Here is an 18159-nt window from a genome sequence, read left to right on the forward strand (position 1 = left end):
CGACCAGGGTCGCGGCCATGCTCCCCTGGTGCTCCCCCCAGCGCCCGCCCTCGACCTCGGGCAGCTCGACGCCCTCGCCGCCATGCTCCGCGGGCGCAGGGTGCTCGCGCTGACCGGCGCAGGCTGCTCGACGGAGTCGGGGATCCCCGACTACCGCGGCGAGGGCACCCGCGCCCGCGCCCGCAACCCCGTGAAGTTCGATCGCTACGTCGGCGACCCCGCGGCCCGGCGGCGCTACTGGGCGCGGGCGATGATCGGCTGGCCCAAGTTCTGCGCCGCGCGGCCAAACGCCGGACACGCGGCCCTCGCCGCGCTCGAGGCCGAAGGCTTCATCTCGGGGCTGATCACTCAAAACGTCGACCGCCTGCACCACGCCGCGGGCAGCCGCGAGGTCGTCGAGCTCCACGGCGCCCTGGCCGAGGTCCGCTGCCTGTCCTGCGGCGCGATCGAGGCCCGCGCCGATCTCCAGGCTCGCCTCGAGCAGCTCAACCCCGGCTGGCTCGACGCCGAGCGGCTGCGCGCGCCCATGGCCCCCGACGGCGACGCCGACCTCGAAGACCCCGCCCTGGCCCGCTTCCGCGTGGCCGACTGCCTGCGCTGCGCCGGCCTGCTCAAGCCCAACGTGGTGTTCTTTGGCGAGGCCGTGCCCGCCCCCGTGGTCGAGCGCGGCTACGCCATGGTCGACGCCGCCGAGGCCCTGCTCGTGCTCGGCTCCTCGCTGGCGGTGTTCTCGGGCCTGCGCTTCGTTCGGCGCGCGGCCGCCCGCGAGCTGCCCGTGGCGATCGTCAACCTCGGGCCCACGCGCGGCGACCCCCTCGCCAGCCTGCGCCTCGGCGCGCGGGTCGGCGAGCTGCTCCCCCAGCTGCACGCGCGGCTGCGCTCGGGCTGAGCATCGAGCTGACTTCAGCGGGCCTCGAGGCCGGCGAGCAAGGCATCGGCCGCGCGCAGCAGCGCTGGGATCTCGAAGCGCCGGTCCGCGCTCACGCAAGCGTCCACGAGCTTGATCGCGTGCTCGTCAGCGCAGGCGAGCGCGCGCGCGATCAAGCGCTCTGCCTGCGGCACCGGCCCCTGCTGAGCCTGCGGCGCCGCGGGTCGCCAGGTTGCGATCATCGCCGCGAGGGCGTGCCAGCCCTGCTCGAGCAGGTCATGCATCGCGAGCTCCGAGACCAGGCCCTCGAACTGCAAGAGCGCGACGCCGGCCGTGAGCACGTGGATGTGGGCGAAGAGCGAGACCTCGACGCCGGCCCCCGCCCAGGGCGCGAGGGCGGCGAGCAGGCGGCTGGGTTCGAGCTCGCCCGGGTCGAGGCGCGAGAGCTGGACCGCGAGCGCCGGGACGCTGTCGACCGCGTGGATCACCTCGCTGATCAGCCACCCGTCGGCGGGCCGGGAGACCTCCGGCAGCGCGGCGAGCAGCTCGGCCGCCGAGCGCTCCCCCCGGGCCCGAACCACGCCGGGCAGGGGCTGGTAGACCGCGGCCCAGTAGCCCAGGCCGCGGGCGAGCTCGCTGCGCCGCGCGGGCGTGTCGGCCTCGCGCAGCGCCCGGATCGCGTGGCTGGTCCGCAGCAGGCCGTGGGTCGCCCCCGCGAACAAGCCCGGGGTCAGCTGCGGCAGCCAGCGCGCGACGAGCTCGCGCCACGAGCTGTCCTCGAGCTGCCTCTCGAAGTCCGCGACCCAGTCGACGTAGCGCTCGCGCGCGCCCAGGCGCAGCGGGCCACGGGCTGCCTCGGCGGGCTCGAGCAGCTCGAGATCCCCGACGTAGCGCTCGACCCAGGCAGGCACCGCCGCGTCGTGGCCGAGGTGGTGCAGGGCCTCGACCGCCATCGGGCCGTGGTTGGACAGGCCGCCGTGAAATTCGGGGCCGTAGCGGGCGAGCTTCTCCAGCGCCTGGTCGTGCGTGCTCATGACTCGAGCATGGACCCGCCGCGGCCGCCCCGCTCGCCCTTGGTCAATGCATTAACCAGAGGTCAACGCTGGCGCCAGCTCACCACAGGCGGATCAGCTTCGAGCCGCTGTAGTAGTGGTTGAGGATCGGCCCGTAGCTCTTGCCCGCCGCCGCCATGCCGATGGCGCCGTGCTGGCACATGCCCACGCCGTGACCATAGCCGCCGCCGCGCAGGACCAGGCGCCCGTGGCGGTCCTTCCCGTCGACGACGAACATCGACGAGCGCAGCCCGCCCAGGGCCTTGCGGATGCGCAGCTCTCCGTGCAGGTCCACGCTGCGCCGCGAGCCGTGCAGCGAGGCGTGGGTCGCCCGACCGCTGCGCCCGCGGGCGTGGACCTCGATCTTCATCAGCTTGCCGAAGTCCGCGGGGATGTCCGGGTTGCCGACGAGCGAGTCGGGGTCGATGGTCTCGGTCCAGCGGTAGGCCGCGGCCATGCGCTCGCTCGCCGGCCGGCTGTAGCTGTCCGGCGTCGCGCTCAGCCACGCGCTCAGGTTGCTGGCGTCGATGCCGTCGCGGAAGTCCTTGCCCAGCTGCGGATCCGCGACGCCGCGCAGCTGCGGATCCGCAGGGCTCGCCCACACGTGCTCGTTGTCCTCGGTGTGCCCGCCACAGTTGGCCGAGTAGACGGTGTCGACCAGCTGGGTCTCGTTGGGCCGCATCAGCACCCGGCCGATCGTCCCGCGCACGGCGTCGTTGGTCCGCGCGTGCTCGCTGGCGACGCCCGAGTAGACCTGGCAGTGCTGGTGCGCGCACAGCAAGAAAGGATCGTCGAGGTGGCGCGCGCCGATCTTGGCGAGCACGTGGCCGCGGGCCGCGACGGCCTGGGCCTTGAGGGCCTCGAGCGGCGCCGAGGCGTAGATCTCCGAGGGCACGACCCCCGAGAGCAGGTCGCTCTCGCCGACGAGGTTGACCACCGCGAGCTCGCCGCGGCGATCGATGGCCACGTAGATCTGCCCGCGGTAGGGCCGGCTCGCGTAGACCCGCCCGCGATCGTCCTCGACGTCGTGGACCGTGACCGTCTCGCCGCGGCGCGGCGCGAACCACAGCACGCCCTCGGCCTCGATGCGCACGCCGGTCTCGAGGTCCTCGGCGATCATCCGCCCGCTCGCCCGCCGCTCGACCTCGGGGTGCAGGCGGGGGATCAGATCGAAGCGCTCGCCCAGGGCCCGCGCCCGGGCCTCGGCCTCTTTCTCGGACGAGAACAGGTCCGTGGTCAGCAGCACCTTGCGGGTGTCGAGGACCTTGCCGGCGACCCCGAAGAGCGCCCCGACCTCGCGCTCGGCCACGTCGAAGCCGAGGCCCTTCCAGCGCTCGGACTCGGCGCTTACCCGGCGCAATTCGCTGGCCGGGAGCGCGTCGAGGACCACGCGGAAGCGCTGCTGAGCCGGCTTGGAGTCGGCCACGCGGATCCGCCAGCGGCCGCCGCCGAGGATCGCCGTGCCGCCGTCGCCGGAGGGCAGCGCCTGGAGCCCGCCACTGGCCGAGAGCGCGACCTCGCGCTTGCCCTGCATCAGGCCCACGGTGATCCGCGGTCGACCGTGGTCGTCGAAGTTGAACTGGTTGCCGTAGAGCAGATCCAGGCGGTCACTCAGGCTCGTGTCCGAAGCCCATAGGTCTCCAGGCAGCGCCGAGGAGGCGCCGGTGACGACCAAGGACGCGCCCAAGGTCTGGAGAAAGCGACGTCGCGAGCTCCCGGCCATGCTCCGGGGTCTTGCATCCTCCGGCGCTGGCGCCAAAAAATCCGCGGTTTTGCGCTCACAGCCCCGAGGGCCGGACCGGGCCGCGCAGCGCCACCGCCGGGTCGCGGCGCGTGACGTGGGTGAGGTTGAGCAGGTTGATCACGAAGTGCGCCGCCACGGCCGCCCCGAGGTTGCCGGTGAGCAACGTCAGCCCGGCCAGGCCCAGGCCCAGCAGGCCCGCCGACGCCGTCCACGGCCACAGCTCGCGCTGCGGCGACACGTGCAGCGCGGCGAACAGCAGGCTGCTCACCCACAGGCCCCAGGCGTCGAGCATCGCCCCGCGAAAGAGGATCTCCTCGCCCACGGCGCTCGCCGCCGCCAGCAGCACCAGCTCGCGGGTCGTGGGCCGCCCGAGGATCGCCCGAAACTCGCGGTGCAGCGCCGGCAGCCACGCCCAGCGCCGCTCGAACACCCGAAAGACCACGACCACCGCCGCGCCAAAGAGCACGCCCAGCAGCGGCGTCCACAGCAGGTCGAAGACGTCGCCGGCCAGGTCGGGCTCGGCGCGCCAAAAGTCGTTGTTCTCCTGGCCGATGGCGTGCCAGAGGAAGCCGACCAGGGCCAGCCCGAGGTAGAAGCTCGCGACCACCTCGGCGCGTGCCGGCGCGGGCTTCGACGAGCTGGGATCGATGACCGGCACCCCGAAGAAGATTAGCGACCCGCCCCGCGACCGACCACCGAGGCGGCCCGCCTGGGCGATCGCGGGCGTTGGCGCCAGCTTGCCACCTCCTCGGGCTTGCTGGAGACAGCCGGCGTCCACGGCGCACGAGGCCCGCCGACGCCACGGCCTTTGGCCCTCGGTCCCCAGGCCCTCAGTCTCCAGGATCGTGGTCCGCCACGTTGGAGCAGTCCTGATCCTGCGGCCCGCAGCGGAAGCGGACGTGGACGTGGTGGGTGTGCCCTGGCGAGTGCTGCAACAAGGTGCTGCGCACGTGAGCGCCGCGCGGGTAAGCGATCATCTCCTCGAGCTCCTCGTCGCTGGCGCCCATGAGCTTGGCGGCCTTGTAGACGCGGTCGTGGAGCTCGTAGGCCAAGAACACGGCCTGGACCTCACCGCTCTCGTGCAGCGCCTTGAGGAAGCCATAGAGCGCGAACCAGTCGGCCTCTTCGGGGCCCGGCCGGATGTCGCGCTGCATGTTGTTCTTCTTGTAGACGCCCTTGAGCGAGGGCAGCCAGATGTCGACGTCGCGGCCCGACTGATGCGACTTGTGCGGCTTGAAGGGGCCGCCGTTTCGCTTGCTCATGTCGGCGACGACGATCTCGCCCTCGAACTCGTAGGTGTAGCGGAACGAGGCGATCGCCTCTTGCAGGTGCTTGGCCATGTGGCTGCCGCACCACATGATGTTGGGGTAGCGGCGCTTGTAGAGGTCGTCGTTCTCGGGGAACTGGATCGCGTTGATGACCTTGCCGCCCTTGGGCGCGCCCACGGAGATGGCGTCGGCGCGCACGGTGAACTCGGGGATCTGCACGTCGCGCTTGCGCGTCAGCGGCTTGGGCGAGATCCAGATCGACAGCTCGGCCTTGGCCTTCAAGGTGTCACCCACCTCGGGGTTGTAGGCGCGCAGCTTGTCCACGGGCACGTCGAAGCGCTTGCTCAGGCTCGACCACGACTCGCGCTTCTCGGTCCGGTAGGTGATGTTCTGATAGGGCAGCGGCGCCGTGAGCGGGTCGACCTCGACGCGGAGCGTGCTCCCGACCTCGAGCGCCTCGCCCTCGCCGACCCCGTTCCAGCGGCTGAGCTTGTCGATCGGCACGTCGTAGCGCAGGGCGATCTCTTCGAGGCTCTCGGCGGGGATGACCTGGTGCTCGATCCACTCCTTGCGCGTGTCCAGCGGGGGCGATGAAGACGAGGAGTTGTCGTCGACCAGGGCGACCTCGTCGGCCTGCTCGATCGCGCCTCCGTGCTCGCCGCCCTCGCCCTCGCCTTCGCCTTCGCCTTCGCCGCTGGCGACCTCGTCGGCCTCGTCGCCGCCCCAGTCCCGGGTCAGCGCGAACGCCAGCAGCCCGACGAAGGCCACGCCGCCGGCGATCAGCCCGACGCGCTTGAGCAGGCGCCCGCGGGTCTGGCCCTCGGCGCTGGCGCGGATGAAGCTCTCCTCGAGATCCCCAAAGGCCAGGTCCGGATCCCCGACTTGATGCAGCAGGTCCAGGGCCCCGCGCAGGTTTCGACCGCGCAGCAGCAGCCGCCCGGGGCGCCCGGCCTCGTCCCACTCCTGGGCGTAGCGAGCGATGCGATCGAGCAGACGCCGGCGGGCGTGCTCGCTCTCGGACTTGCGCAGCAGCGGGCCTCTCACGCCCAGGCCGAGCCCAGCCCCCACAGCGGGGCGCGGACCCGTCAGCCCGGCGAGGCTGCTCCGCGCCGCGCTCTCGAGGGTCAGCAGGTAGCTGCCGACGACCAGCTTGGTCCCGGGCTGGATCCGCGTCGCGCCCGTGACCCGCTGCTCGCCGATCCACGTGCCGTTGGTCGAGCCCGAGTCCTGGACGAAGAAGGCGCCCGTGGGATCCCTGGAGATCAGGCAGTGACGCGACGAGACCCCGCCCTCCTCGAGGACGAGGTCGTTGTCCGCGCTACGACCGACGGACAGCTGCACGCCCGCGAAGGGGACGCTGCGCGCGCTCCCGTCCGAGGCGATGATCTTGATGCTCGGGCCTTGCATGGCTGGGGAGCTCGACCCCCGAGCTGGCGAGGGTCAGAGCGTGAAGGTTTCGTCGACGATCTTCGACTGCTTCGCCTTGGTGAAGCGAGCCTTCTTGACCGCGTCCGCGACGCACTTGCCGACCTTGGTGTTGTTGTGGGGCGGTCGTGGCGAGGCCGAGCTGACCTTGCCGTCGGCGATCAAGAAGTTGACCTTGACCTTCATGCCGGGCAAGCCGCCTTGGCTCTTGCACGCGCTGACCTTGGACTTGATGCGCTTGAGCCCGCGGTTGACGTCGGAGTCGGAGAGCGACTCCTTGACCTTGGTGGTGGTCGCCTTCTTGGTCGGCTCGGGGCCGTTGCTCTCGACCTCGCCGTCGTCCTCGTCCGCCGCGCCCTCGTCCTCGTCCTCCTCGAGGACGAGGCCCTCGTCGGAGCCGCCAGCGGGGTCACCCACGACGGCACCATCGGCCGCGCCGGCGTCCTCACCGGCCTCGGCCGCGTCCTCGCCAGCCTCTCCCGCCTCTCCCGCCTCATCAGCGGCCACGCCCTCGGCGGGCTCCCCCGCCTCGTCAGCGGCGTCTTCGCCAGCCGCGGGGTCACCCGCCACGCCGGCCTCGGCCGCGCTCGCCTCGGCCGCGCTGTCTCCGGCCGCGAGCTCGTCGCCGCCGCCAAGGAGCACCGCGGCGAGGATCCCCACGATCGCCAGCGCACCCACGCCGCCGCCGATCATGATCATCCGCTTCTTCTTGTTGGCGGCCTGCTCGGCCGAGCTCGCCGCCATCACGCCGGCGGCGTGATCGACCATGGCCTGAGCCTCGGCGCCACCGTACTCGGCGGTCGCGATGTCCTCGAACATGCCGCCGCCCTCGAGCATCACGGTCGAGTCGCTGTCCTGCTCGCCCGCGCCGAGGTCCACGCCGCCCATGCCGTCGAGCATCATCGTCGCGCCATCACCCTCGCCGCCTGAGCCGAGGTCCACGCCGCCCATGCCGTCGAGCATCATCGTCGCGCCATCGCCCTCCTCGCCGCCATTGCTGCCGTAGCCGGACGGCGGCTGGCCGGGGGTCATCCCGGCGAAGGGGCTGGCGGCGCCAGTGTCGAGCACCACCGTCCCGTCCGAGGTCCGCGGGCGGTTTTGCGGCGGGACCGTAGCGACCTCGCCGTTGGCCTGGGCGATCGCCCGCTCGAAGTCCGCCATGCTCGCAAAGCGATCCTCGGCCTTCTTCGACAGCGCCGTGAGGATGATGGTCTCGACCTCGTCGGAGATGTCGGCGTCCGGAGCCACGTCGCGCGGCGGCGGCGGCGGCTCGTTCATGTGCTGCGTCAGCACGCGCATGAAGTTGGTGCCCGGGAAGGGCAGCCGCCCCGTGAGCATCTCGTACATCATGCAGCCGACGGCGTAGACGTCGGTGCGCGCGTCGACGGGGTCGCCGCAGGCCTGCTCCGGCGCCATGTAGCCGGCGGTGCCGAACACCGCCCCCGTGCGCGTGAGCCCGGTGCCCTGGTCGTCGACCTTGGCGATGCCGAAGTCGAGGACCTTGGCGTAGTCGGTGAAGCCGCTGCGATCGATCAAGAACACGTTCGCGGGCTTCATGTCGCGGTGGATGATCCCCGCGTCATGGGCCGCGCGCAGGGCTCGAACCACCTGCAGCAGCACGTTGCGGGTCCGCAGCCAGGGCAGACGCCCGACCTGCTTGAGCAGATCCGAGAGGTCGCCGCCCTCGAGCAGCTCCATCACGAAGAACACCGAGCCCCCCGGCACCTGGCCGAAGTCCATGATGTCGACGATGTTCTCGTGGCGGATCATCGAGGCCGCGCGGGCCTCTTGGAGGAAGCGCTCGACGTTGGTCCGGTCGTGGCAAAATTCCTGCTTGAGCACCTTGATCGCGACCTTCTTTCGCAAGGTCACGTGCTCGCCGAGGTAGACCTTCCCCATCCCGCCGTCGCCGATGACCGAGACGACCTTGTAGCGATCGGCCAGCACCTGCCCGACCAGGTCGGGGGGCGGCTTCCAGCCAGGGACCGATGAAGGGGGACCTCCAGTGGTGAATTCTGTCTTCTCCGACACGAGAGACTCCTTTGCGTCCGGCACCGCTGGCCGGATCGCACCCGGCGTCACCGGGCTCGGGCACGCGACGACAGCGACCGTACGCGTCCCAGGGCGACTTTACCCGATCGGGACCGCGCAGACAGCCCAAAGCACCGTGCGCGGATCAGCTGAAACGTGCGAGTGAAACCTACCCCTCGCGCTCGAGCTTGCCGACCAGCGAGAGGGTGAAGGAGGCGCCCATGTACTTGAGGTGCGGACGCAGCTTGAGGTGCGCTCGGTACCAGCCAGCCTGGCCCGGAACCTCCTCGACCTTGATCTCCGCCTGCCGCAGCGGCCGCTTGCCGCGGATCGCCGGGGCGGGGTTGTCCATGTCGGAGATGTACTGGCGCAGCCACAAGTTGAGCTCGCGCTCCATGTCGCCGCGCTCGAGGTGACGGCCAATCTCCTCGCGCTGGAGCACCTTGAGGTAGTGCGCGATCCGGCAGACGATGAAGATATAGGGCAGCTGCGCGCCGAGCCGCGCGCCGAGGCTCATCCCCCTGCCCTCGTCGGTGTTCGCGTAGGTCTTGGGCCGCTGGCAAGAGTTCGCCGAAAAGAAACAACCCATGTCCCCGGCCTTGAGGAAGACCAGGCCGGTGAAGCCCTCCTCCGAGAGCTCGTACTCGTGGCGCTCGGTCAGCTGGATCTCCGTGGCCATCCGCGTCTCGATCCCGTGCATCGACGCGAAGCCGAGGGCGGGGAGGTCCTCCACGGCCCCGCCGGCCGTCGGTCCGACGATGTTCGGGCACCAGCGGTAGCGGGCGAAGCTACGCGCCACGCAGGTCGCAAAGCTGAACGAGGCGTGGCCCCACAGGTAGTCCGCCTTCTTGGGCGTGTGCTCGGCGTAGTTGAAGTTCGAGACCTCTTGGCGCCCGTAGGGCTCGCGGAGCAGGAATCGCGGCAGGCACAGGCCGACGTAGCGCGCGTCCTCGCTGTCGCGGAAGCTGTTCCAGCGCGTGTACTGCGGGCCCTGGAAGATCGAGCGCACGTCGGCGTAGGTCGCCAGGCGCTCGAAGCTCTCCTCGCCAAAAAAGCGCGGCGAGGCGTTGGCCAAAAAGGGCACGTGGGCCATGGACGCGACCGCGGCGCAGTTGGCCAGCAGGTTCATGTCCACGGGGTAGGGGTCGAACTCGTAGTCGCAGACCACGATCCCGTAGGGCTCGCCGCCGAAGGTGCCGTACTCGATGGAGTAGACCAGGCGGTAGAGCCCCGACTTGGCGATCTCCGGGGCGTCTTCGAAGTCGTCGATCAGATCCTGCTTGGGGCAGTTGAGCAGGTGGATCTCGCAGTTCTCGCGGAAGTTGACGCTAGCCACCAGGTAGCGCAGCGATCGCCACGCCGACTCGAGGGCCTGAAAGTCCGGGTGGTGGAGGATCGCGTCGACCTGGGCCCCGAGCAGGCGATCGATCTCGACGATCGCCAGATCCACGCCGGCGAGGTCGACGAGCACCTGCTCCGGCTTGAGCCGGACGCCTGCGCGCACGCGGGTGTCCGGCGTGACCTCGGCGTTCTCGAGCATGTCCTCGAGCAGCGCCGCCCCCTCCTCCGACCCCGGGGTCGGGGCCGGTGCGGCCAGCGGCGGCGCGTCGGCTTGCTCACCATCGAGGCGATCCGGGGCGTCGAGATCCGCCGGCTCCGCAGCCTTTGCCGCCTCCCTCGCCTCTCGCTCGCGCTCGGCCGCGGCCAGCGCCTCGGGATCCGGGTCATCGAACTCCGTCAGCCGCGTGCGCAGGTAGGCCGACACGCCCTCGCGCAGCTCGAGATAGCCCGCGTCGTGTGGCCCCACCTCCGCGCCCTCGATCACCCAGTCGAGCATCTCGGCCTGGCCGCCCACGCTGAGCTCGCGGCGCAGCTGGGCCCGGGTCTCCGGAGCGCACAGCGCCTTCTTGAGACGAAAGACCAGCGAGGGCGAGCCGCGCAGCCAGTCTTTGAACTCGCTCAGGGTCCGCCGCGACTCGACCAGCTCGCGCAGCATCGGGACCTGGTGGGCGACCCACTGCGGCCCAAAGTCGGCGAAGGACGAGAAGCGCAGATCCACGGGGATCGTGTCCTCCGGGTCGTCGCTGAACTTGCTCTGGCAGTTGAAGCGCAGGTGCAGGCCCATCCCGCTCATGACCGCGCCGAGGTTTTGGCGGTCGATCTTGGCCGGCTTGCGCTCGTCGAGGGGGCGCTCGTCCTCGCAGCCCGTGTAGTCGCCGATGACCAGGATCTTGAAGGGCAGCTCCTTCTCTTCCTTGGTCTCGTGGTCGCGATAGACGAGGGAGACACGATCGCGCGTGGCGGAGTCTTGGCTGCTCATGGCGTCGACCTCTGGAGTCAGATCGGCGGCGCGATACCGTCGATGAGCATCGCGCCGCTTTGCCGCGGGCGCTCGATGGCCGCGCGTTGGTGCGGCGTCAGCAGTCGCCCGCCGCGCGCGGCGTGCTCCTCGTCATCGGCGATCAACGACCAGACCTTGTCGTCGAAGAGCCCCGGCGTGCCGAGCACGCCGAGCAGGTTGGGGCTGGGGGTGCCGAGGATCAAGAGCATGCGAAACTGCCGCTGAGACCACATGAAGCTCGGCGGCGTCCGCCAGCGCAACACCCTGCGGGCGAGCTCGAGCCAGAACACCAGCTCGGAGTCGGAGGTCACCGGGCAGTCGAGGCAGATCGAGTCCTTGCCTCGAGGCGGGTGCCCAGCCACGCGGTAGCAGGCGTTGAGCAACATCCCGATCCCGTAGATGTGATCGTCGGTCCAGCGATCGCCCTCCGGGTTGCCTGTCGGGCGCGCGAAGAGGCGATCGAGGAGCTCGTCGGCGGACAGGTTGGCGAGCCCCTGCCAGCCCTGCTCGAGGGCCGTGGTCACCTCCGCGGCGCTGGGGCAGGGCAGCTGCTCGAGCAGCCAGGGCAGGTGGCTGGGGTCGGTGCTGTCGACGCGATCGAGCAGCTCGCTGGCCGCGGCCATGAACCCGGCGTAGGCCCGGGGGATCCCCGGCCAGTTGAAGGCGTGGGCCGGGCCGTCGAGGTGGTGGAAGACCGCGAGCGGGAACTCGCGCCCGACCCCGTCCTTGCTGTCGCGCATCATCCCGATCAGGAAGCCGGCGTCGTCCGGCGCCCTGAACAGGAAAGGCAGCGACTCCGGGGGCAGGTGCGCGCGCCGAGCCGGCAAGCTCATCACGCTCTCGCGCAGCCACTCGTCGAGGGCGCGGACCACTGGCATGCCGATGTTCACGCGCACGAAGTCGCGCTGCGAAGGGGTCTTCCCGAACAGGCCGACGGTGCTCACGGCAGCCTACTCCGCCCCTTCGGACTCGCCCTGGCAGGCGTAGCCGGCGACGACCGAGCGCGGGACCGTCATGCTCGTGAACAGCCCCAGGTACTTGTTGCTGCCCCGCGAGGGCACGCCAAAGAGCGGCGTCTCGTTGCGTTTGGGTCGCAGGCGGATCGTGATCACGCCGACCTGCTGATCGCTGAGGTCCCACTTGATCGAGTAGACCTGCTGGCCCGCGGCGCCGCTGACGTTGGCCTCGGCGAGCAGCCGCCAAAAGCCCCACTCCCCCTTGCGCGAGACGTCGCCGTTGCGGCTGAGGCCCTTGGCGCGGATGCTCGCCCCGGGATCGCCCTCGGTCCCCGGCCAGACCATGGTCTTCCAGGTCTGCGGGCCGTTGCGGTAGCTGACCTTGGCGCCGTCGACGGTCAAGGTGATCTCCTGGACGCCGGGCGTGCCGTCGATCTGGACCTCGAACTCGAACTTGGGCTCGGCGCTGCCCGGCGGGAACATCACCGAGCCCGCGTCGGCGACGTCGGTCAGGAAAGGCGGCAGGCGAGCGTTGTAGGACAGGGTCGAGGCCTTGCCCCCGCTCTTGATCGAGAACCGGTTGCCGTTCTTCTCGATCCGCCCGGACAAGGAGGCCGTGTAGAAGTCCCAGATCGGGCCCTGATCCGGGCCGATCCACGCGGAGAACTCCGACAGCGGCATGTCGTAGCCCTTGGGGTCGAAGGGGAAGCGGTTGCCGACCTGCTCCTGCCAGGGGATGTAGACGGCCTCGCACCACGACTCGCCGACCTGCGCGCCCATGTCACCCTCGAGCGCGCCGCGGACCGCGTCGAAGGGCGGGCGCAGGATGTTGTCGTAGCGGCTGCGCCACGGCTCTTGCTGCTCGGCGACCTGGCCCTTGACCACGTTGGTGCCGATCTTGATCCGCTTGCCCAGGTCCTCGAGGGCGTCGCGGTCGTCGACGGCGGCCTGGAGCGCGTCGCGGACCGCGGTCAGCTGCTCGGCGTAGGCGTCGATCTGGAGGTTGCCAGCGACGTCGGGCGGACCGTCGGGGTCGGCCTCGCTGCTGCTGATGTCGATGCCAAAGCCGACGAAGGGATCGAAGTAGGTCTTGATGTCGTGGCGCTCATAGAGCGCCCGGGCGCCCTGCTCGAGCGCCTCCTTCTCGAGCTTGTCCTTCATCTCGGTCGGGACCTGATCCCACCACGGCTTGTCCCCCGGCTTGCGCTCCTCCTCCTTGAGGTCGACGTGCCAGCCGACCTGGTTGAGGATCCGGCGCAGCGGCGTGCCGCCGCGGGCGAGGTCCTGGAACATGGTCAGCGAGCCGACGAGGGTGGTCGCAGGCTCGACGTAGATCTTGGCGACGAACTGGTCCCACTCCTTGATGTACTGGTCGAAGTAGCGCGAGCGCAGGCGCAGGCGATCTTCCATGCGCCGCTCCTTGGCCTCGATGTCGCTGAGGCCCAAGACCCACTCCTGACCGACGAACTCGCCCTGGTTCTTGGCGAGCTCGCTGCGGCAGTACTTCTCCCAGCCCTGGCGCGTGAACGCCCCGCGCACGCGCATGCCCCCGTTTTTGTAGACGGAGGTCCCGAGCTTCATCGAGGCCAAGGTCACGTCCTTGACCCCGTCGGTCTCGCCCGCGCTGCGGATCAGCTCGGCGAGCAGGGCCTCGGTGCGATCGCTGCGCCGCAGGACCTTGCGGACGTCCTCGACCAGCGCCTCGTCGTACTCGATCTCGAGCTCCTCGGGGCGCTCGCGGAGCACCTTGACGTACTCCGAGGTCATCTCGGCCATCTTCTTGTAGCTGGCCGACTCCGAGTCGACGAGCAGCGCCGTGCTCCACCAGTCGGCGAGCTCCGCGGCCAGCCAGCTGTCCTCGCCCAGGCTCTTGGCCTGGCCCTGCAGGTCCTCGCTCAGGTCCTTGTAGTCGGCGAGGCTGCCGGCGAGCAGCAGGTAGGCGCGCAGCGAGTCGAAGGCCTGGCCCGACTCGTCGACGGGCGGCTCGTCCTCGTCGGTCGGGTAGCGGTTGGCGAAGTTGGCGAGCTCGAGGCGGCGCTCCTCCATCAAGGGGACGACCAGCTCCTCGCGCAAGGTCCGGCCAAAGAGCCCGCGTGACGGCTGCATCAGCGTCTCGCCCTGGTACATGCCCCAGCGCAGCTTGACCGGCGTGCTGTCGGTCTCGAACGCGTAGAGCTCGCTCTCGGACGAGTAGATCGGCCACCCGCGCTCGACCGAGAGGATCGGCGAGGCGTCCTCGGCCCCCTCCTCGTCGATGGTCTCGACGGCGGTGTTGAGCTCGCTGATGACCTCCTGGTTGGCCCGCATCGAGCGGACCGGGAGCACCGCCGCGCCCACGGCCAGGATGAAGATCGCCGCCGCCGCGCCCCACTTGAGGATCCCGGCCTTGCGCAGGTGCTTTTGGCTGCGCCGGGCGAGCTCGCGGTCGGCGAAGATCACCTTGTTGAACAGGTTGCCCAGGAAGTAGCTGCGCGCCTCGACCTGGGGTGAGCCGCCGAGCAGCGAGCTGGCCTGCATGCCGAAGGCCTGGGCCATGGAGCCCATCAGGCGATCGATGGGCCGGCCCTCCTGCGTGCCGCTGGTGAAGTAGCAGCCGCGCAGCATCGGGGTCTCGGCGTAGACGTTGGCCTGGAAGACCAGGCCGATGAAGTTGGCGAGCTTGTCTCGCAGGGCCTCGAAGTGCTGCGGGAAGGCGTAGACCTTGCCGCGCGCGTCGATCCGCCGCTCGTCGCTCATCCGCCGCAGCGCGCGCTGCTCGGTGCGGTCGGCGAGGCGGTCGAACTGATCGCAGAAGGTGCCCAGGGGGTCGACGCCCGCGTAGGCGCCGGTCACCGGGAGCGTGAAGCCCCAGATGTCCTTGCGCTCGTTCTTGCCCATCTCCGAGTACATCTCGACGAAGCCGGGCAGCAGGTCGCACTTGGTGAACAGCACGTAGACCGGCACGGACATCTCGAGGTGCTTGGTCACCTCGTCGATGCGCGCGCGGATCTTCATGGCCATGGTGTTGACCTCGTCCTCGCTGGCCTCGACGAAGTCGGACACGGCGACGGCGAGCAGGATCCCGTTGATCGGCCGCTTGGGCCGGGTGTCACGCAGCAGGTCGAGGAAGGCCAGCCACTCGTCGCGGTCGGTGTCCTCGGTGGTGTAGCGCCCGGCGGTGTCGACGATCACCGCCTGGTTGGTCATCCACCAGTCGCAGTTGCGCGTGCCGCCGATGCCCTTGACGGCCCCGCCGCCGCGCTCGGACAGGTAGGGGAACTGTAGGCCCGAGTTGCGCAAGGCGGTGCTCTTGCCGACGCCGGGCGGGCCGATGATCACGTACCAGGGCAGGGTGTAGAGCGCGTCCTTGCCGAGCTTGGAGCCCTTGAGCGCGCCGACGGCCTTGTTGAACTCCGACGACATCGCGTTGATGTCGGCCTGGAGGTCCGGGCGCGCGCCCGCGGCCTGGGCGGCGCCCTGCTTGGCCAGCGCCGCCTCGATCTTCGCCGCGGCGCGCCGCGACTTGACGATGCCCCAGATCACGATCGTGACCAGGACCAGGACGATGACGATCGTCGAGACGACGGCGATCCACAGCGGCAGCTTGAGCCACCACCACAGCCCCCAGACGACGGCGATCAGCAGGACCGCGAAGATGTACTTCAAGATGCTCACGATGAGGTCTCCTCGTGCTGCGCGAGGCCGCTCAGCCTTCGCCGTCCGCCTTCATCATCGGCGCCATGCGCTCGACCACGTTCTCGCTTTGCGAGTTCAGGCCGATGCGCAGGGCGATCAACAAACCGAGCGAGAAGAGCAGGAAGAACAGCGCGATCCAGATCGCCGGGATCCCGCCGGCCCGGCCCATGTCTTCTTTGGGCCGCAGCGGCTGGACCGAGAGCGGCTGATCCTTGAGGTTGTTGCGCAGCGCCTCTTTGACCCGGCGGATGATCGCGTCGAGCTCGAGCTCGCCGCCACGGATCGCGTACTGGCCCTGGAAGCCGAGCAGCAGGCACACATAGTAGACGCGCAGGATGTCGACCCGGGCGGGGTCGCTCATCACCGCGTTGAGCCGGTGAAAGAAGCCCTCACCGGCCAGGTTCTCGTTGAAGTAGTGCAGCTGGAGCGGGCGCTGCATCCAGAAGTCTCGGATCGGTCCGCCCTTGTGCAGCGCGACCTCGTCGGCCAAGGCGACGATGGCGTAGGCCATGTCGACGACGTCGATCTCCTCGTAGCCGATCTCGCGGGCGTAGGAGAGCATCTGGTCGATGAACCCGCACAGCCGCTGGTAGGGCATCTGGGGCGAGACCGCCGATGACGAGTCCAGCGCGCGGAACTGTATCAGCGCGTTGAAGGTGTCCTTGGTGACCTCGTTGATCCGTTCCATGGTCGAGCTCTCGATCGGGGCGGGCGCTCAGCCCTCGGTGCGCGGGATGCCCATCAAGCTGAGCTTGGCCCGCTTGGGGTCGAAGGGGGGCGGGACGTAGATGGCGATCGTCCGCTCGGCGAGCACGTCGCGCCAGTAGCGGTCGTCCTTCTTGATCATGAAGTAGACCTGGCCGGGCTTGATCGCGACCTCGGTCGGCGGGCGGTGCGTGGGCTGCAAGGGCACGCCCGGCGTCGCCGACTTGACGATCGCGCTGATCTGCTTCCACGACGACATCTTGGACAGGTGCGGCAGCTTGTTGGCGACCTGCTGCTCCGGCGAGTCGGACTCGACGGCGAGCACCCAGTCCTTGCAGTCGACCATGCGCTGCTCCGAGAGCCGGCCGATCCACATGCCGTCCTCGCGGGCCTCGAGCGGGATCTTGATGCTCATGTCCTTGACCGCCGCGCCGAGCATCGTCTTGATGTGCTCGAACATCGGCAGGTAGCACGAGCGCATGTCGAGGAAGGCGAAGCGCGGGAAGCTGGCCGGGTCGATCTCGCCGGTGAAGCTGGTCAGCGCGCCGGCGTACTCGAGCATCATCAGGTAGGTGGACAGCGGCGAGCTGCGCGGCTCCTCGCTGTAGTGCTTGACCAGCGGCAGGCCCATGTTGATGGCGTTGAGCAGCAGGTAGCGGGTCACGTCGGCGGCCGCGAACTCGATGGTCGCGGCGTCGCGCTGGCGACGGCCGGCGTTGAGCGCCCGCTGCTTGACCACCGAGAGGCTCATGATCTCGCGCAGCCCGGCCATCAGCACCGGCGAGGCGCCGATGTGCAGGACCGGGGGGATGTAGGTGTCGGAGAGCGTGAACGAGCCGTCCTCGTCGCGGACGATCTCGGCGATCTTGAGCTTGACGTGGTCCTCGTCCTTCTCCTCGCCGAAGAGCAGCACCGGCGCCGGGGCCCCGAAGTCGAGGTTGCGCACGTTCTTGCTCATCGACAGGTCGCCGGTCGACTTGGTGACCATCAAGAAGCGACCGCGCCACTCGCTGTCGGGCTCGTGGAAGTTGGCCACGCCCTCGCGCAGGGCGGGGATCCCCAGCGAGACCTCGAGCTGCTTGGCCGTGGCCGGGAAGTGGTCGCCGATCGTCCGCGAGGGGACCTCGAGGCCGCCGCGGAGGTCGAGGCCGTCGGGCATCACGCCCTCGAACTTGGTCAGCTCGAGGCGGCCGCTCTTGAGCGCGCCGGCGTCGAACTCGATGGCCTGCACGCCCCAGCTCAGCGGCGTGGAGGCGGCCAGGCGCTCGTGCAGGTTCTGGGCCGCGTAGAGCTCCTGCTGCTGGAGGTGCTGAGGGGTGATCAGCATCCCCTCGCGCCAGATCACACGGTCGTAGTGCTGCTTGCGGGTCATGGTGGTGTCGCGGATCCGTGGTGCTCGTGGTGGTGCGCGCGGTGGGTCGACTACTCGGCCTGCACGGTCTTCGGCGAGTACACCGGCGTGCAGGTCTGCTCGACCTTGGCCTTGTCGAAGCCGGGCGGCACGTTTTTGCCGCCGTCGACCTGGTTGCGCTCGAAGAACAGATAGACGCAGGGCTGGCCGAGGTCGTCGGGGTTCTTGCCCTCGCGCTTGTCCTCGCAGGCCTGCTTGCCGTAGGTGTCGGGGATCTCGTAGACGCGGTACCAGGTGTTGCCGACCGGCTGGCGGAAGCCGCCGACGACGAGCACGTGGCGCGTCTCTTTCTCGAGGGTCACCGGGATGGCCTCGACGCCCTCGGGGTTCAAGGTCAGCTCGCTGTCGGCGATGTACTCGTCGCCGAGGGCCGCCTCGGCGTCCTCCCACAGCTCGGCGACGTCGAGGCTGCGGGTCGCGAGGTCACCAGACAGCTGATACATGCGCACGACGACCGAGAGCGGGGCACCCTCGTCATCGGGGTTGAGGTCGCTCGCGGCCTGGAGGAGCACGGTGATCTCCTCGAAGGCGTAGTCGTCGGGGTTGCAGGTCTCGCGCTCACGCTTCTTTTTGCAGGCCCCCAGGGCCAAGGAGGCGGCCAGCCCGAGGGCGAGGCCGCACACAGGAATGCTGCGAAGGATGGCGGGCTTGAACATCTTGCTCGTACTTGCTCGTGAGATCGT

Annotated in this window: 12 protein-coding genes; 1 reads left to right on the forward strand and 11 read right to left on the reverse strand. The window is 69.8% G+C overall.

The window, feature by feature from the left end; translation table 11 throughout:
* Positions 1 to 28 precede the first annotated feature (28 nt).
* Positions 29 to 889, forward strand: coding sequence for an NAD-dependent protein deacetylase (locus tag G6O69_RS02925; RefSeq protein WP_346016998.1), 861 nt, complete (start codon positions 29 to 31; stop codon positions 887 to 889).
* Positions 890 to 903: 14 nt separating this feature from the next.
* Here the strand turns inward: G6O69_RS02925 and G6O69_RS02930 are convergent, their stop codons facing one another.
* The 11 genes from G6O69_RS02930 to tssJ all read right to left on the reverse strand — a co-directional run bounded on the left by G6O69_RS02930 (position 904) and on the right by tssJ (position 18132).
* Positions 904 to 1902, reverse strand: a complete 999-nt coding sequence (locus G6O69_RS02930; RefSeq protein ID WP_172302003.1) for a questin oxidase family protein — start codon at positions 1900 to 1902, stop codon at positions 904 to 906.
* A 79-nt stretch (positions 1903 to 1981) separates the two neighbouring features.
* On the reverse strand, positions 1982 to 3643 hold the full coding sequence (locus G6O69_RS02935; protein ID WP_172302004.1) for a SpoIID/LytB domain-containing protein: 1662 nt from the start codon (positions 3641 to 3643) through the stop codon (positions 1982 to 1984).
* A gap of 55 nt (positions 3644 to 3698) precedes the next feature.
* Positions 3699 to 4442, reverse strand: a complete 744-nt coding sequence (locus tag G6O69_RS41870) for a CPBP family intramembrane glutamic endopeptidase (RefSeq protein WP_176396597.1) — start codon at positions 4440 to 4442, stop codon at positions 3699 to 3701.
* Between the two features lie 52 nt (positions 4443 to 4494).
* Positions 4495 to 6339: a penicillin-insensitive murein endopeptidase gene (locus tag G6O69_RS02945; RefSeq protein ID WP_172302006.1), complete on the reverse strand. Its 1845-nt coding sequence runs from the start codon at positions 6337 to 6339 to the stop codon at positions 4495 to 4497.
* Positions 6340 to 6372: 33 nt separating this feature from the next.
* Positions 6373 to 8412 carry a serine/threonine-protein kinase gene (locus G6O69_RS02950; protein WP_176396598.1) on the reverse strand — a complete coding sequence of 680 codons (2040 nt, stop codon included), beginning with the start codon at positions 8410 to 8412 and terminating at the stop codon, positions 6373 to 6375.
* 145 nt (positions 8413 to 8557) lie between these two features.
* Positions 8558 to 10708 (reverse strand): type VI secretion system contractile sheath large subunit, encoded by a 2151-nt coding sequence (gene tssC, locus G6O69_RS02955; RefSeq protein ID WP_172302008.1) that lies wholly within the window; start codon positions 10706 to 10708, stop codon positions 8558 to 8560.
* Between the two features lie 17 nt (positions 10709 to 10725).
* Positions 10726 to 11673, reverse strand: a complete 948-nt coding sequence (gene tagF, locus G6O69_RS02960; protein WP_172302009.1) for a type VI secretion system-associated protein TagF — start codon at positions 11671 to 11673, stop codon at positions 10726 to 10728.
* A 6-nt stretch (positions 11674 to 11679) separates the two neighbouring features.
* Positions 11680 to 15339, reverse strand: a complete 3660-nt coding sequence (gene tssM, locus G6O69_RS02965) for a type VI secretion system membrane subunit TssM (protein ID WP_172302010.1) — start codon at positions 15337 to 15339, stop codon at positions 11680 to 11682.
* A gap of 31 nt (positions 15340 to 15370) precedes the next feature.
* The gene (locus G6O69_RS02970; protein ID WP_172302011.1) at positions 15371 to 16048 is read right to left on the reverse strand and encodes a DotU family type IV/VI secretion system protein; all 678 of its coding nucleotides are present in this window, start codon (positions 16046 to 16048) and stop codon (positions 15371 to 15373) included.
* A 27-nt stretch (positions 16049 to 16075) separates the two neighbouring features.
* A complete protein-coding gene (tssK, locus tag G6O69_RS02975) occupies positions 16076 to 17437 on the reverse strand; it encodes a type VI secretion system baseplate subunit TssK (protein WP_172302012.1) in 1362 nt (453 codons plus the stop codon).
* A 50-nt stretch (positions 17438 to 17487) separates the two neighbouring features.
* Positions 17488 to 18132 (reverse strand): type VI secretion system lipoprotein TssJ, encoded by a 645-nt coding sequence (gene tssJ, locus G6O69_RS02980; RefSeq protein ID WP_172302013.1) that lies wholly within the window; start codon positions 18130 to 18132, stop codon positions 17488 to 17490.
* Positions 18133 to 18159 lie beyond the last annotated feature (27 nt).

Source organism: Pseudenhygromyxa sp. WMMC2535 (genome assembly GCF_011083025.2).